Origin of the sequence: Streptomyces thermocarboxydus (genome assembly GCF_024760485.1) — a bacterium.
Classification (GTDB): Bacteria; Actinomycetota; Actinomycetes; order Streptomycetales; family Streptomycetaceae; genus Streptomyces; species Streptomyces cellulosae.
In genome coordinates this window covers 5,839,480-5,854,124 of record NZ_CP058273.1, presented here as the reverse complement: position 1 = coordinate 5,854,124, position 14,645 = coordinate 5,839,480, and the positions used below count along the sequence as shown (strand labels likewise).

General features: G+C 76.6%; 12 protein-coding genes and 1 pseudogene. 5 read left to right on the top strand and 8 right to left on the bottom strand.

The features are described 5' to 3' along the window. Positions 1-12: 12 nt before the first annotated feature. Both AY578_RS26795 and AY578_RS26790 read left to right on the top strand, forming a co-directional pair. Positions 13-614 (top strand): annotated as a pseudogene (locus tag AY578_RS26795) (helix-turn-helix transcriptional regulator). Positions 615-767: 153 nt separating this feature from the next. Next, positions 768-3,572, top strand: coding sequence for an ATP-binding protein (locus tag AY578_RS26790; protein ID WP_258905828.1), 2,805 nt, complete (start codon positions 768-770; stop codon positions 3,570-3,572). Between the two features lie 600 nt (positions 3,573-4,172). On the opposite strand, the gene AY578_RS26785 is transcribed toward AY578_RS26790, so the two are convergent. After that, entirely contained in the window at positions 4,173-5,297 is a 1,125-nt protein-coding gene (locus AY578_RS26785; protein WP_258905826.1) for a winged helix DNA-binding domain-containing protein, read from the bottom strand. Between the two features lie 180 nt (positions 5,298-5,477). Between AY578_RS26785 and AY578_RS26780 the strand changes: the two genes are divergently transcribed. The 3 genes from AY578_RS26780 to AY578_RS26770 all read left to right on the top strand — a co-directional run bounded on the left by AY578_RS26780 (position 5,478) and on the right by AY578_RS26770 (position 7,522). Next, the gene (locus tag AY578_RS26780; RefSeq protein WP_258905825.1) at positions 5,478-6,098 is read left to right on the top strand and encodes a hypothetical protein; all 621 of its coding nucleotides are present in this window, start codon (positions 5,478-5,480) and stop codon (positions 6,096-6,098) included. An 84-nt stretch (positions 6,099-6,182) separates the two neighbouring features. Next, positions 6,183-7,112: a polysaccharide pyruvyl transferase family protein gene (locus AY578_RS26775; RefSeq protein ID WP_258905824.1), complete on the top strand. Its 930-nt coding sequence runs from the start codon at positions 6,183-6,185 to the stop codon at positions 7,110-7,112. 62 nt (positions 7,113-7,174) lie between these two features. Next, a complete protein-coding gene (locus AY578_RS26770) occupies positions 7,175-7,522 on the top strand; it encodes a DUF3040 domain-containing protein (RefSeq protein WP_258905822.1) in 348 nt (115 codons plus the stop codon). Between the two features lie 817 nt (positions 7,523-8,339). On the opposite strand, the gene AY578_RS26765 is transcribed toward AY578_RS26770, so the two are convergent. From AY578_RS26765 to AY578_RS26735, 7 genes are read right to left on the bottom strand one after another with little or no spacing between them, the layout of a single operon-like run. Next, on the bottom strand, positions 8,340-9,236 hold the full coding sequence (locus AY578_RS26765) for a glycosyltransferase family 2 protein (protein ID WP_258905820.1): 897 nt from the start codon (positions 9,234-9,236) through the stop codon (positions 8,340-8,342). After that, positions 9,233-10,108, bottom strand: a complete 876-nt coding sequence (locus AY578_RS26760; RefSeq protein WP_258905819.1) for a glycosyltransferase family 2 protein — start codon at positions 10,106-10,108, stop codon at positions 9,233-9,235. The genes AY578_RS26765 and AY578_RS26760 overlap by 4 nt, the downstream gene beginning before the upstream one ends. Beyond that, positions 10,105-11,064 (bottom strand): glycosyltransferase family 9 protein, encoded by a 960-nt coding sequence (locus tag AY578_RS26755; protein ID WP_258905818.1) that lies wholly within the window; start codon positions 11,062-11,064, stop codon positions 10,105-10,107. Before AY578_RS26755 ends, AY578_RS26760 begins: the two co-directional genes overlap by 4 nt. After that, positions 11,061-12,011: a glycosyltransferase gene (locus AY578_RS26750; RefSeq protein ID WP_028961533.1), complete on the bottom strand. Its 951-nt coding sequence runs from the start codon at positions 12,009-12,011 to the stop codon at positions 11,061-11,063. The genes AY578_RS26755 and AY578_RS26750 overlap by 4 nt, the downstream gene beginning before the upstream one ends. Continuing rightward, on the bottom strand, positions 12,008-12,997 hold the full coding sequence (locus tag AY578_RS26745) for a glycosyltransferase family 9 protein (RefSeq protein ID WP_258905817.1): 990 nt from the start codon (positions 12,995-12,997) through the stop codon (positions 12,008-12,010). Before AY578_RS26745 ends, AY578_RS26750 begins: the two co-directional genes overlap by 4 nt. After that, the gene (locus AY578_RS26740; RefSeq protein ID WP_136238975.1) at positions 12,994-13,641 is read right to left on the bottom strand and encodes a D-glycero-alpha-D-manno-heptose-1,7-bisphosphate 7-phosphatase; all 648 of its coding nucleotides are present in this window, start codon (positions 13,639-13,641) and stop codon (positions 12,994-12,996) included. Before AY578_RS26740 ends, AY578_RS26745 begins: the two co-directional genes overlap by 4 nt. Next, a complete protein-coding gene (locus tag AY578_RS26735) occupies positions 13,638-14,642 on the bottom strand; it encodes a glycosyltransferase family 2 protein (protein ID WP_258905816.1) in 1,005 nt (334 codons plus the stop codon). The genes AY578_RS26740 and AY578_RS26735 overlap by 4 nt, the downstream gene beginning before the upstream one ends. Positions 14,643-14,645 lie beyond the last annotated feature (3 nt).

The following is a 14,645-nucleotide window of genomic DNA, read 5'->3' as shown; positions in this document are numbered from 1 at the left end:
AGGGGCGAACAGGTGACAGCAGACCCGACGAGGACGGGCGAGGCGGTGGAGATCAGGGGTGCGCTGGCCCGGCTGCGGCGCGCGACGGGGCTGCCGGTGGCGTTCGGCGGGCTGGTGGAGCCAGGGCGCCGGCACGTCCGCATCAGCGAGCTGAGCGGCACCGCCACCCCGGCGCTCAGCTCGCTGGCGGTGACGCCGGGCAACGGTCTCGGCGGCAAGGCGGTCGCGCTGGCCCGGCCGTGCGCGGTGACGGACTACTCCGTCTCCCGGCAGATCAGCCACGAGTACGACGTCCCGGTCGCCGCCGAGGGCCTGCGCTCCGTGGTCGCCGTGCCGGTCGTCGTACGGCGGCGGGTGCGGGCGGTGCTGTACGGGGCGCTGCGCACCGCACGGCCGCTCGGCAGGCGCCCTCGGGGGCGGTGCGGCTGGCGCCCCGGGAGGTGGACGTGCTGGCCCTCGTCGCGGCGGGGGCGACGAACGGGGCGGCGGCCGTCCGGCTGGGGCTGACGGCCGAAACGGTCAAGGCGTATCTGCGGTCCGCGATGCGCAAGCTCGGAGCCCGGACGCGGGGCGAGGCGGTGGTCGCCGCCCGGCGGGCCGGGTGGTTGCCGTAGATTTGCGGTGTTCTCCCACGGACGGCAATAGCACGAGTACACCTTTGATTAACAGTTGATCGGAACGTTGTCATTTACCTCACTCCACCGTCCGCCGGAATTGAGGACCCTGTTGCCTAATATTGGCCAGGACACGCCACACGGAGGGGAGCGGTGACCGTGCGACGGGACGACAAGGAGCCTGCCAGGTACCGCCCCGACCTGGTCATCGGCCGGGAGGAGCTGTTCGCCGACGCCAGGGCGCAGCTCGCGCGCGGCGGCAGCGTGCTCCTGCACGGCCCGGCCGGAATAGGTAAATCGACCGTGCTGCGGGCACTTGCGGCGGAAAACGCCGCGGCGACCTCGCGCGTGTTGCGCTGTTCGGCCACGGAGTCCGAATCCCATCTGCCGTTCCTCGCGCTGGCCGACCTGTTCGGTCTGGTGCTGGACGAGGTGGCCCCCCGGCTGCCCGTCGCCCAGCGCACCGCCCTGGAGTCGGCGCTCACGGGGCGCGGCGAGTCCACGCTCCAGCGGGACGGCCTGGCGCTGCGGCTCGCGGTGCTGTCCACGCTGCGCGCGCTGTCCGCCGAGGGCCCCGTTCTCGTCGTCGCCGACGACCTCCAGTGGCTCGACCCGGCCAGCGCCGAACTGCTCGGCTTCGCCGCCCGCCGCCTGGGGGACAGCCCGGTGCGCATGCTGTGCGCGGTGCGCACGGAGGACGAGGAGTACGACCGCCACCTGCGCGCCTGCCCGCCGGACACGCTCGCCGTGCGGCTCGGCCCGTTCTCCCGCACCGAGGTGTCCGCGCTGCTCGACCACCGCGGCTACACCACCCTGTCCCGCTCCACGGTGCGTGACATCCACCGCACCAGCGGCGGCAACCCGCTGTTCGCGCTGGAGCTGGGCCGCGCCCTCGCGGAGAGCCCCACCCGGCCCCGGCCCGGCGAGCCGCTGCCGGTGCCGACCTCGCTGCGGGCGCTGGTCCTCAGCCGCCTGGAGATGCTGTCCGACGAGGCCCGCCGCACCCTGCTGGTGGCCAGCGCCGGCGCCCGCCCCACCCTGGCCCTGCTGCACGCGGCCGGACGGGACAACGCGGAGGCCGAGACCGCCCAGGCCACCTCCCTCGGGCTGCTCATCACCGACCCCGAGGACCCGGCGCTGCGCTTCACGCACCCGCTGATCTCCGCCGCCCTCTACGCGGAGGCCCCCGCGCGGGAGCGGCGCGCCGCGCACACCGCGCTGTCCACGGCCGCCTCCGACCCGATCGAACGCGCCCGGCACCTGGCGCTCGCCTCCACGGGACCCGACCCGGAGGTCGCGGCCCGCCTCGCGGAGGCCGCCGGCACTTCCGCTACCGCGCCGTCGGTCGCCGCCTCCCTCGGACTGCTCGCCGCCCGGCACACCCCCGCCGACTCCGTGCCCGCCCCCGACGAGCGGCGCCTCGAGGCCGCCGAGGACGCCATCACCGCCGGCGAGGTCGACCTCGCCCGCGACATCGCCCGCGAGGTGCTGACCCGGGCGACCGTGCCGGCCGAGCGGGTCCGGGCGTGGATGGTGGTCATCGAGGCGGCCGGGCAGGCGCTCGGCGAGGTCGACGCCGTGTTCCCGCAGGTGCTCGCCGACGCCGGGGACGACCCCCGGCTGCTCGCCCTGGTCCACTACCAGCTCGCCTGGCGGGAGGTCGTCGTCAACGGCGACTTCGCGAAGTCCCGTCAGGAGGCCGCGCACGCGGCGGAGCTGGCCGCCCGCGCCGGGGACCGGCGCACCGAGCTGATGGCGCTCTCCTTCCAGTCGTCCACCGAGACCCTCATGGGCCACCCGGACGCCCCCGCCACCATCCGCCGCGCGCTCCAGGAGCCTCAGGACCCCGACGTCGCCAGCCACCACAACGGCGCCGCGATGGCCCGGTTCCGCTGGCTGCTGATGAGCGACCAGCTCCCCGAGGCCCGTACGGCCATCACGGCGCTGCTGCGTGAGGCGCGGCGGCGCGGCATGGTCGAGAGCGAGGTGCACTTCTCCCGGCTGCTCGCCGACACCGAGCTGCGCTTCGGGCACTGCGGGCGCGCCCTCGACCTGGCCGGGGAGAGCCTGCGCCTGGCCCGGGACTCCGGCATCGGGGAGAGCGCGTCCGCGATGCTCGCCTCCGTCGCCGAGGCGTCCGGCGGGGACGTGGACCGGGCGCTGGCCCTGGCCCGCGAGTCCGCCGACCACGCCGAGGTGGACGGCGACCAGCTGTACCTGTCCCTCGCCCTGGCCGCCCTCGGCTACGCCCAGCTGGTGTCCGGGAACGCGCAGGCCGCCGTGCACTCGCTGCGCCGGGTGCGCGAGCTGGAGCACGGCATGGGCATCACCGACCCGGCGCGCGGCCGCTGGCAGGGCGACCTCGCCGAGGCGCTGGTGCGGATCGGCGAGCCCGGCGAGGCGCAGGAGCTGATCAACGTCACCCGGGTGCACGCGCTGCGGCTGAACCGGGCGAGCGTGCTGGCGGTGCTCGACCGCGCGGAGGCGCTGGTGCGCGCGGCACGGGGCGAACACCAAGCCGCGATCGCCCAGTTGACGTCGGCGCAGGAACGCCTGGCCAAGCTCGGCTACGGCCTGGAGGAGGCGCGGGCCGCCTTCGCGCGGGCCCGGCTGCGCTCCCGGACTCCGGGTCCCGCCGGGTACGACGAGGCGGCGCGGCTGTTCCGGCGGTGCCGTGCGCTGCCGTGGCTGCGGCAGGTCGACGAGGCCGTGGCGGCCGGACCGGCGGAGGCCGACCCGGTGCCCCCGGCGACGCCGGCCGCGCTGGACGGGCTGGCCTCGATGGAGCGTCAGGTCGCGGCGCTGGTCATGGAGGGGGCGACCAACCGGGAGATAGCCGGGCGCCTCTTCATCAGCGTCAAGACCGTCGAGGCGACGCTCACCCGGGTCTACCGGAAACTGGGCATACGCTCCCGCGTGGACATCGTGCGGCTGGCGGCGGGGCGGCGGGCACCGTAGGCGAGCGGGGCGCCGGGCGCCCTAGGCGAGCGGGGCGCCGGGCGACGTGGGTGACCCGGGTCACGGAGGGTGCGTGGTGCGTGCCACGATGGGTTCCCGGTCGTTGCCGTGAGGGACTTCTCGAGGCTGCCGTCATCGGCTCGTGACGGGCTTTCGAGGCGCCGTGATCCGGCCGACGTGACCGGAAACCAGCTGGTCCGGGCCCCCGGCGACCGAGGGTTTTCCCTGTCCAACTCCCCTTAGGGGGTTCCCTCATTGGGACGGCCCCGCGACCGGTTCTAGCGTGTGACACGTGCCGATCGCCCGGGCACCGGGACCCCGCCCCGACGCCCGGCCCCCCCCACCCGAGTGCGACCCCCCACCGGCGACTGGAGGAGACCCATGACAGGGCTCACCCGCACCAGACGGTCCGCCCCCGGACGCGCCACTGCCGCCGCGGCCCACGCCGTCCCCTTCGCCGCCTCCCCCGTCCGCCCCGCCGTCACGCCGTGCCGTCGTCAAGGGCCGACCCCATGATTTCCTGAGCAACCCTCAGGTCACGACCAGGGGGCGTTGCGGGCTTCCACGAGCAGCCCGCAGCGCCCCCTATCCAATGCCGCCTCAGCTGTCCCGTACCGTCCCGAAGCGGATGTCGTACGGCGTCCCCGGGTGCAGGATTCCGAGCATCCGTTCCGCCTCCTCCGTGATCTCCGCCCGCCGCGCCCGGTCGAGGTGGCCGAAGGGCTCGATCACGAGGGCGTCGTCGTCCGGCCGCCACAGTCCCGCCAGCAAGCCGTCCACCAGCAGGGTGCGGTAGGCGATGTTCCCCTGCCAGTGCCGGCCCTTCAGCTCGGGCGGCACCACGCGGGTGCGGTCGGCGTGGGAGAGCAGCAGGTTGTCGAACTCGGGCAGGAAACGGGGCGGGGCCGGGGTGTCGGGGTCCGGGCGGGGCGCGTCGGGGAGGTCGAAGAGTTCGGCGCCGCTGTCGTCGCGGAAGGTGACGAGCCGGGGCCGCAGGCGCTCGAAGGCGTCACGGAGCCGGGTGAGTCCGGCCCAGGTCTGCATGTCCTTCACGGAGGCGGGACCGAACGCGGCGAGGTAGCGCAGTACGGTGCCGTCCGGGTCGGGCGCGGGTTCGGCGGGCCGGCCCAGCCACTGCTCGGCGGTGGTCAGCCGGACCTGGCCGCTGCGGCCCCACAGCCCGCGCGGGGTGACCTGCACCAGCGGCAGCTTGCAGCGGGCGGCGACGGAGAGGGCCTGCGGGTCGGCGTCCGGCCAGTCCTCCAGGAGCGCCTCGCGCAGTTCCTTCATGGTGCGCGGCTCCTCCTCGACGAGGGCGCGCGCCTTGGCGGCGAGGCGGTCCAGGTCGACCCCGGCGAGCCCGGCACGGAACTGGTTCAGCTCCCGGTCGCGGGCGGGCTGCACCAGGGGGCGCAGGGTGAGGCAGTCGTCGGCGGTATGGGTGTGGATCGTCGAGCGCAGGGTGACGATGCGGACCACCTCGCGGTCGGCCATGGGCCGGGACAGCGCGTCCGGGGTGAAGCCGTCGAGGCGGGCGGCGAGGGCGTAGTACGGCGGCTTGACGTTCTGCGCCTGGAGGCCGACCATGTGTTCGACGGCGGCCGTCGCGGACATCGGGGAGCGGCTCAGCAGGAGCTGCCGGGCCAGGGTCGCGCGGTTCAGGGCGCGGGGGCCGAGGACGGGCGGCGACGGCGGGGCGGCGGTGGTCCGCCTGGGCTTCGTCATGCGGTCACGCTAGCGAGGATGTAGGCCGGATTCCGTCCTCTTTTCCCGATCAGGACAGCTGCCGCTTTCCCGGACAAAAAGCGGCGGAGTGTAACGCCCTGGCCCTCCGGCGGCGCTTAACCTACGGGGCCGGGAAATCCGGCCCCGATGCACGACATCCCCCCACGAAGGAAAGACCCCATGACTTCCTCCGCCTCCTCCCCCGACGACCTCCCGGTCTACGACAGACTCGTGCGCGAGCGCGGTGACGTCGTGGCCGAGGTCCGCGAGGTGGCCGAGCGGACCCAGTTCGAGGTCCGCCAGGCGTTGGCGGGCACCGTCCGTCCCCGTCCGCCGCAGAACGGCCCGCGCCAGCAGCAGGGCCCCGGCGGTCCCCGCCACCCCCAGGGCGGCCCGCGCCAGCCGCAGGGCGGGCCCCGGCAGCAGCAGGGGCAGCCGGGACTGCCGCAGGGGCCGGGGCAGGGGCAGGGGGCCTCGCCTCAGGGGCAGGGGTCCTCGTCTCACGGGCAGGGTCAGGGTCCTGGCCAGGGGCCCGGGCAGCCGCAGGGCGGTCAGCAGCCGCCGCAGGGGTTCGACCTGCCCCGGAGGCCCGGACAGCAGCAGGGTCCCGGTCCGCAGGGCGCCGGTCCGCAGGGTCCCGGTTCGCAGGGCGCCGGTCCGCAGGGTCCCGGTCCGCAGGGCGCCGGACAGCAGGGTCCCGGTCCGCGTGCGTACGAGGACCGGCCCCGGCAGGACGGCGGCGGCCCGCAGGACGGCGAGGCCGGGCGCCACGAGGAGCCGCAGCGCCCCGACGCCGGCTGACCTCTGCTCCCCGCTCTGCGTTCTCCCGTCCCTGATGTCACGCGCGCCGATTGCCGTCGCGCCGGGAGGGGCACTCGGTGCGCCGTGCACGAGCAAAGCCGAACAGCACCGCGCAGGGTCCTGCTGACCGGATGGTTCAGCTTCCGCGACGGGGAGGCGACCGCCGGGGACGTCCTGGCCCTGCACCGGGTCGAGACGGTCCTGCGCGGGTCCGGCACACCGTACGACGTCGCCTGGAGCCCCGGGTTCCGGCCGGACGCGCTGCACCTCGACGACGTACGCCCCCACGACTACACGCACGTCGTGTTCGTGTGCGGGCCGCTGCACGGGCCGCAGGTGGAGGAGTTGCACCGGCGGTTCGCGCACTGCGTGCGGATCGCCGTGGGGACGTCGGTGATCGACCCGGAGGAGCCGGCGGTCACCGGGTTCCACCGGGTGCTGGCCCGGGACGCGCCCGGGCGCGCGCCCACCGAGGACCTGGCGGCCCGCGCGCCCGCCGTGCCGCCGCGGCCGGTGGTCGGGGTGATCCTCACCCATGGTCAGCATGAGTACGGGGCGCAGCGGCGGCACGGGGAGGTCGCCGAGCGGGTGACGCACTGGCTGGCCGGGAAGGACTGCGCGCGACTGGAGCTGGAGACGCGGCTCGACACCAGGGACTGGCATCTGAACGCCACACCGGCGCAGGTGCAGTCGGTGCTGGCGCGGCTCGACCTGGTGGTCACCGACCGGCTGCACGGGCTCGTGCTGGCCCTCAGGGTCGGCACGCCGGTGATCGCGATCGACCCGGTGGCGGGCGGTGCGAAGGTGACGGCGCAGGCGCGGGCCTGCGGGTGGCCGGCGCTGCTGCCGGCGGAGCAGGTGGACGAGCGGCGGCTGGACCGGTGGTGGGACTGGTGTCTGACCTCGGGCCGGGTGGCCGCGCGGCAGGCCCGTGAGACGTTCCGCGAGGGCCGGGTGCCGGACGGGGCGGACCGGCTGCTGGAGGCGCTGACGTCGGGTGCCGGAGCCGGTTAGGGCGCGGGTCCGCCGGGCACCCGGAACGCACGTCCACCCTGGCGGTCGTTGGAGGAGAGACGGTGTCCCTCGGTCGGCTCCCTGAACACGAACAGCACATCCTCGACGAGATCGAGCGGTCGCTGCGGCGTGACCGCCGCCTCAACCGGCTGATGCGGGGCCGTCGGACCCGCCGCGGCCCCGGCCTGAGGCGTCTCGCGGCCCGGGTGACCCGCCGCGCCGTTCCACGCGGCCGGACCGTCGCCCTGCTGGCCGTGGTGGCGGTGGCTCTGATGGTGACGGGCCTCGTCACGGCGGCCCCGTGGGCGATCTGGACGTTCGCGGTGGTGTGGCCGGTGGTGGTCTTCATGGGCTTCCGCCTGCTGTCCCGCTGGTCGGCAGACGCGGGACCGCCGCCCGACGGGCGATGAGGAGCCGCTGCGCGGGGCGGATGCCCCTTGGGTGGCGGGGTGCCCGCGCGGCCCGCGACGGTGCCGCATCATTCGGCGGGGCCGCGACCGGGGCGGCGGCCCCGCGGGCCGCGACCGGCGGCGCCCGCGCGGCGATCGGGAGATGAGGCCCCGCTCGGCGCCCTCTCCGTCACCGTCCGCTCCAGGGCCCAGCCTCCGCGGCCTCCGGCTGCCCGCCACGCGGGCGACGCACGCGGCCTCCGGCGCAGCACGGCGGCTGCCCGAGGCAGGAGGGTCGGCCTGCGGTGACAGCGTCGCTCCCCGCCCTCGGCACGGGAGCCGGGCGGAGACTCGCGGTGAGCGGCGAACGCCTGCGACGCCGCGACAGGGGGACGCGCCACGTACGCCCGGCAGGGCCGCGCGGCGGGTGGCGGCCCCGCTCCGCCCCGATCGAGGGCCGAGAGACGGGCGAGGTCTCGCTCGGTGCCCCGACCGCTCCGGGGACTGGCCCGCAGGCAGCGACACCCGGCGTCCGCCCCTCGGGGACCGTGGTGACGGCCACCGCGGTCCCCGAGGGGCGGACGCGCCGGCCGACGGCCCAAGCCCCGTTGACCTCCCGGCACGTGAGCCGGGCATGAGGCCTGCGGCGCCGCGCCGGGGGCATGAGGCCTGCGGCGCCGCGCCGGACGCCGCCGAACCGACGCACGCGCACGGCCGCCAGGGGCCCCCTCGGCATCCCCACCCCCGCGAGGGCGCCGGGGCGCGCAAGGGCGGGACACCCGCGGGCGCCCCCGCACACAAGCCGGGGCGCGAAGCCCGCTCCGCGGGCACCCCTCGCTCAGCCCAGATAGCGCCGTGCCTTCGACGCCCGTTGGGCCGGTTCCAGGAGGCGGAGGCGGGATTCGACCTCCGGGGGGAGGACGCGGCGTTCCCGGAGGATCCAGGGGAGTGCCGCCGCCGCTTCCGTGAAGGCGAGGAGTGACGTCGAGTCGCGCGGGACCGTGCAGGCCAGGTTGAGCGTGCGGCGCAGGGCGGGGACGACCGGGCGGCGGAGCCAGGTGAACCACAGGGTGTTGCGGATGCCGTGGCGGCGGCGCAGGGTCGCGTCGCGGGCCTCCGAGGCGTGGTGGTGGATCGTGAGGTGGTCGGCGTAGACGAGCCACCAGCCGTCGGCGGCGAGGTCGGCGGAAAGCAGTTCCTCCTCCCCGCCGAGCCACAGCTTGGGGTGGAAGCCGCCCGCCTTCCGGAAGGCGTCCGTGCGCAGGACCGTCGCGGCGGCGAGGAAGGAGCCGAGGGCGGGGCCGGGCATCCACGGCGGCCCCGGCACGGGCGACTCGCGCAGCTCGCGCACGATGGGGTCCTCGGTGCCGTGCGGCTCGACGACGATGCGCGCGGTGACGGAGACGACGCCGGGGTGACGGTCGAGCAGGTCGGCGGCGCCGGTGAGGGAGCCGGGCGCCCACCAGGAGTCGTCATCGCAGAAGGCGACGTACGGGGTGGTGACCTCACGGACCGCGAGGTTGCGGCCGACCGCGCCGAGGTTGCGGCCGGGGCGCAGCAGCCGGGCCTCCGGGTGGTGGCGGGCTGCGGCGTCGGCGGTGCCGTCGGTGGAGCCGTTGTCGGTGACGATCATCTGGGGCCGTTCGGGGAGTTCGGCTAGCCGGTCGAGGGTGCGCAGCAGTTCCCGGCGGCGGTTGTGGGTGATGACGACGACGGTGGTGCGGGGGTCGGTCATACGGTCGCCCCCTCCAGTTCCAGCCGGCGGGCGGCGCGCTCCACGTGCGGGGGCAGCGGCCGGCGGGCGCGCAGGGCGGCGGGCAGCAGGGCGACCGTCTGGCGCAGGGCGCACCGGGCGGTCGTGTCGGCGCGGGCCTCGGCGGCGAGGGCGCCGGTGCGGGCGAGGGCGTACCGGACGGGACGGCGCAGCCAGGCGGTGAGCACCTCGTTGCGGCGCTGCTGCACGGGCCGGCCGGGGCGTCCCGAGGTGGCCGGGTGGTGGTGGGCGACGACGTCGGGGCAGTGGGTGACGCCCCAGCCGCGGGCGGCGAGGTCGTAGGCGAGGCAGGTCTCCTCGCCGCCGAAGAACAGCACCCGGTGGAAGCCGCCCGCGTCGAGGTAGGCGATGCGGCGGACGACGGCGGCGCAGGCGAGGAAGCCGAGCACCTGGACGCCGGGGAGGTCGGTGGCGGGACCGAGCGGGGAGCGGGCGAGGAGGTCGTTGAGCGGGTCCTCGGCGTTCTCGGGGCCGACGAGGGTGCGGGCGGCGATCAGTCCGAGCCGCGGGTGGGCGTCGAACAGGCCGGCGGCGCGGGCGAGTGCGCCGGGCTCCCACCAGGAGTCGTCGTCGGCGAACGCGACGTACGGGGTGTCGAGGGCGCGGACGCCGTGGTTGCGGGCGAGGGCGCCGTGGTTGCGGGTGAGGGCGAGGACCCGTACGTGGGGGAAGTCCCGGGCGACCATGGCGCGGGTGCCGTCGGTGGAGGCGTTGTCGGCCACGAGGATGTCGGGCCGTTCGGGCAGGTCGGTGAGGTGGCGGAGGGTGCCCGCGAGGCGGTCGCGGCGGTTCCGGGTGGCGATGACGACGCCGACGCGGTGGTGGCGGGTCATGGGGCGGGCTCCTCGGGTGCGGGGACGCGGTGCAGGGCGTCCAGCACCTCGTCGGGGGTGATGCGCAGCAGTGCCGGGTCGGGGCGGCGGGCGTGCGGGTCGCCCTCGGGGCCGTGCCACAGGGCGATGTGGCGGGGGTGCGGGGGCGGGCCCCAGTGGCTCGGCGGGACGGGGCCGAACAGGGTGACCGTGGGCGTGGCGTGGGCGACGGCGAGGTGGGCGACGCCGGTGTCGCCGCTGACGACCGCGCGGGCGCCGGCGACGAGGGCGGACAGCCGGTGGAAGGGCAGGCCGCCGGAGAAGACGTCCGTGTCGGACAGCCGGGCCTCCTTGGCGAGCCGGGCCACCAGGTCGGACTCGTGCGCGCCCCCGGTGACCACGACCCGCAGCCCCCGGTCGCGCAGGGCGGAGGCGACGGCCGCGTACCGCTCGACGGGCCAGCAGCGCGCGGGCGCGCCGGCGCCGGGGTGCAGGACGACCGCGCCGGGCGCGGGCGAGGGGGTGTCCGGGCGGGGCAGCCGCAGGTCGGCGGGGTCGGCGTCGAGGCCGTGGAAGGTCAGCAGCCGGCACCAGCGGTCGCGTTCGTGTTCGTCGCGGTACCAGGGTGGTCCCTCGATGCCGGGGGTGTCCGGGTGCGCGAAGGCGAACAGCCGGGCGGGGCGCAGGGATTGGAGCAGGCGGTGGCTGGGCGGGCCGTTGCCGTGGAGGTCGACGGCGACGTCCGGGGGCGGGCCGGTCCAGTCGAGGGTGCGGGGGACGGCCCGGCCGGGCGCGGAGGCGGGCAGCAGCCGGTCGACGGCCCCGGTCGCCTCGGCGACGGGAGCGAGGTCGGCAGGAGCGGCCAGCACGATCTCGTGCTCCGGGAAGCCGCGTCGCAGCGCCCGCAGCGCGGGCACCCCGGCGAGCAGGTCCCCGAGCCCGAGCGCCCGCAGCACGAGCACCCGGGGGGACGTCATCGCGTGACCTCTTTGAGGAGACGTTCCCAGTCGTCGAGGAAGCGGGGCAGGCCGTAGCGGGCGAGGGCGGCGGCGCGGGCGAGCTCGCCGGTGCGGCGGGCGGCGAGCGGGTCGGCGACGAACTCCCGTACGGCGTCGGTGAGGAGGTCGATCCGGTTGGAGACGACGCCCGCGCCGGGCGGCACCGCCTCGGTGACCTCGGTGGTGGCGAGGGCGACGACGGGCATGCCGAGGTGCATGGCCTCCAGCAGGGACAGGCCGAGGGAGGTCCAGCGCACCGGGTGGACGTAGACGCGGCGGCGGGCCAGCTCGGCGTGCAGGCGTGCCTGGGTCAGCTCGTGGGAGCGGCACCGGTCGGCGGGCAGCCCGAGGTGGCCGGCGAGGCCTTCGGTGCCCATGCCGAACACGTCCAGCGGCGCGGCGGCGGCGAACTCCGGGAGCAGGTCGGTGCCGGTCGTACGGCCGCGCCGCACCGGCTCGTTGACGACGACGGCGGCGTGCGGCAGCTCGCCGGTCCACAGCGGGCCGGGGTCGACGATGCCGTGCTCGATCACCGTGGTGGGGGTGGAACCGGCGTCCCACATCAGCCGGTTGAAGTGGGTGACGTGCACGAGGGTCACGCCGGGGATGTCCGCCGCGGGGTGCCGGGTGTCGGGGACGTCGCCGTGCGGGGCGTTGTGCTCCAGGTAGACGAGCGGCGGGCGGCGGCGCAGCCAGTGGTCCACCAGGCCGATCTCGTGCGGGCGTTGCAGCACCACGGCGTCGATGTCCTGCTCGGCCAGGCGTTCCGGCGGGACCTCCACGACCGTGTCGGGCCAGTCGAAGGTGCGGGCGCGGCCGAGCCCGTCGGGTCCGCGGTCCGGGGTGACGGGGACGACGTAGGTGTGCGGTCCCTGCACGAAGGCCGTGGTCCACGACCCGTGCACATGCCACAGCAGGATCCTCATGCCACCTCCACGAGCTTGTCGACCGCGGCGACGACGTCGAGCGCGGTCACGGTGTCCAGGCAGGGATGGCCCGGTACGGGGCAGCGCCGGGCGCGGCTTCCGGCGCACGGGGCGTCCTGGTCGCCGAGCAGCAGGTGGGGCACGCCGTAGGGGCGCCACCGCTCGGCGGGGACGACCGGCGCGAACAGCGACACCACGGGGGTGCCGACGGCGGCGGCGAGATGGGCGGGGCCGGTGTTGCCCGCGACGACGCAGTCGGCCCCGGCGAGCACCCCGGCGAGCCGCGGGGCGTCGGTACGGCCGCCCAGGTCGAGGGCGCGGCCGCCGGCGACGTACGCGGTGAGGTCGCGCTCCCCCGCGCCGCCGGTGACGACGACGCGCCGTCCGGCGGCGGTCAGTTCGCGCACCGCCTGGGCGCAGCGTCCGGGGCTCCAGGCGCGGGCGGGCACGCTGGCGCCGGGGTGGACGACGACGTACGGCCTGTCGCCGGTGAGCGCGTCGGCGGCGGGCGGCGGGAGGACCCGCAGCCGGCCGTCGTCGACGCGGGGGAAGCCGGCCGCCTCGGCGAGGTCGAGGGCGGCCTCGGCCTCGTGGGCGTGCGGGGCGCGGTGGTGGCGTACGTCGAGGAGGCTGCCGGGGTGGTCCTCGCTGTCGGCGGCGATGAAGGGCACGCCGGCCAGCCGCAGCAACAGCGCGGTGGGCAGCGGCGACTGGTGGAACGAGGTGAGGACGAGCGCGGCGTCGGCGTCGAGGGACGCGACGAGCTTGCCGATGTCGTCCCGGTCGACGGGCGGCGGCCGGAACCCGGTCCACGGGGACTCCCAGACGATCACCTCGTCCACCCCGGGCAGCAGCCGCGCCGCGGGCGCCCCGTGCGGTCCGCACAGCAGGGTGACGTGGTCGGCGCGGGCGGCGACGGCGCGTACGGCGGGCCCGGCGAGCAGGACGTCGCCGAAGCTGTCGAGCCGGGTGACGAGGGCTCTCACAGGTACCTCCGGGTCCGGGGCGGCGCTTCGGCGGGGGCGGCCGGCGGGCGCCGGGAGGCCACCCGCGCGTGTTCGGCGTCGGCGTACAGCCCCAGCGCGGGGGTGCCGCCCGGGGTCTCCCACGGCGGGCCGTCGAGGATGAGCCGTACGGCGGCGGGCAGGTCGCGCGCCACATGCGGGGCGGCGGCGGTCTCCTCGGGGCGGGTGACGGGCGTGGGGACGAGGACGGCGTGCGCGCCGGCCCGGCAGGCGGCCTCGACGTCGGAGCCGATGTCGCCGACGACGACGCAGTCGGCGGGGTCGACGCCGAGCTGCCGGGCGGCGTCGAGGATCATTCCGGGCCGGGGCTTGCGGCAGGGGCAGCCGTCGTCGGGGCCGTGCGGGCAGAACGCCCGGACGTCGAACGGGCCGAGGAGTTCCTCCACGCGTTTGTTGACCCGCCGGACGTCGGCCTCGGTGAGCAGCCCCCGGGCGACCCCGGACTGGTTGGTGACGACACCGAGGCGGATACGGCGGTCGCGCAGCGCGTCGAGCGCCTCGCGCGCCCCGTCGACGGGGCGTACGCGCTCCGGGGCGGCGTTGTAGGGCACGTCGTGCACCAGGGTGCCGTCGCGGTCGAACAGCACCGCCCGCACAGGGCTCATCGGGCCACCTCCCGCCAGGCGGGGGCGTTGCGGTGGCGCCAGGCGCCGGCCAGGCGGTGCCAGGTGGCGGCGGGCGGGATGACCACGCTGGTGGCGAGCACGGTCGCTACCTCCTCGGGGGTGCGCGGCCCGGGCGCGATACGGGCGCGGGCGAACTCGGCGGTGCCGGCCGCCCATCCCGCCGCGCAGGCCGCGGCGGCTCTGCGGTGTCCGGTGACGGCGAGCGCGCACGCGGCCCAGGCCGCGGTGATCGCGGCGTGCCGGCGGATGCGTCCGCGCGGCGAGACGGCCCGCTCCCACCAGTCGGGGCCGTGCAGCCGCCGCATCAGGGCGTCGTCGGCGTGGCCGCGCTGCTTGCCCACCGACGCCCAGCGGGAGGCGGGGCGCACGGGGTGCAGGGTGGTGCGCCGGCCGCGGCGGATGCGCCAGCCGGCGTCGAGGAGCCGCAGCGCGAGGTCGGCGTCCTCGCGGTGCGCGCGGGGGAAGCGTTCGTCGAAGCCTCCTACCCGGCGGAGGACCTCGGTGCGGTAGGCCATGTCGGCGCTGATCCAGCGGGCGCGGGCCAGTCCCGCGGTGCCGCGTTCCCAGTCGGTGGGGCGCCGTCCGCCGGGCAGCGGCACGGTGATGACACCCGGCACGCCCGCGGTGTCGGGCGTCGCCTCGTCGAGGTCCTGCTGGAGCTGGGCGCACCAGTGCGGCCCGACCTGGACGTCGTCGTCGACGAACACCACCCAGGGCTCGGTGACGGCGCGCAGTCCGGTGTTGCGGGCGGCGGCGGGGCCGCGGGCCTCTCCCGGCAGCACGGTGGTGCGGTCGCGGAGGTCGCCGAGGACGCTCAGCGCGTGCTCCAGGGGCTCCGGGTCGGGGACGGGCGTGGCGGGGCGGTCGTCGACGAGGACGATGCGCTCGGGGCGTGGTCCGCGCGCGGCGGCCAGCGCGGCGAGGCAGTCGGGGAGGCAGTCCCGCACGAGGGTGGGGACCACGACGGCGTAGGGCGTCATCCC

What these genes read in the sequence shown, in the direction of transcription:
- AY578_RS26785 (WP_258905826.1), bottom strand. Translation starts at nt 5,297, where the DNA reads ATGACGAAGCCCAGGCGGACCACCGCCGCCCCGCCGTCGCCGCCCGTC.
- AY578_RS26780 (WP_258905825.1), top strand. Translation starts at nt 5,478, where the DNA reads ATGACTTCCTCCGCCTCCTCCCCCGACGACCTCCCGGTCTACGACAGA.
- AY578_RS26765 (WP_258905820.1), bottom strand. Translation starts at nt 9,236, where the DNA reads ATGACCGACCCCCGCACCACCGTCGTCGTCATCACCCACAACCGCCGC.
- AY578_RS26760 (WP_258905819.1), bottom strand. Translation starts at nt 10,108, where the DNA reads ATGACCCGCCACCACCGCGTCGGCGTCGTCATCGCCACCCGGAACCGC.
- AY578_RS26755 (WP_258905818.1), bottom strand. Translation starts at nt 11,064, where the DNA reads ATGACGTCCCCCCGGGTGCTCGTGCTGCGGGCGCTCGGGCTCGGGGAC.
- AY578_RS26750 (WP_028961533.1), bottom strand. Translation starts at nt 12,011, where the DNA reads ATGAGGATCCTGCTGTGGCATGTGCACGGGTCGTGGACCACGGCCTTC.
- AY578_RS26740 (WP_136238975.1), bottom strand. Translation starts at nt 13,641, where the DNA reads ATGAGCCCTGTGCGGGCGGTGCTGTTCGACCGCGACGGCACCCTGGTG.
- AY578_RS26735 (WP_258905816.1), bottom strand. Translation starts at nt 14,642, where the DNA reads ATGACGCCCTACGCCGTCGTGGTCCCCACCCTCGTGCGGGACTGCCTC.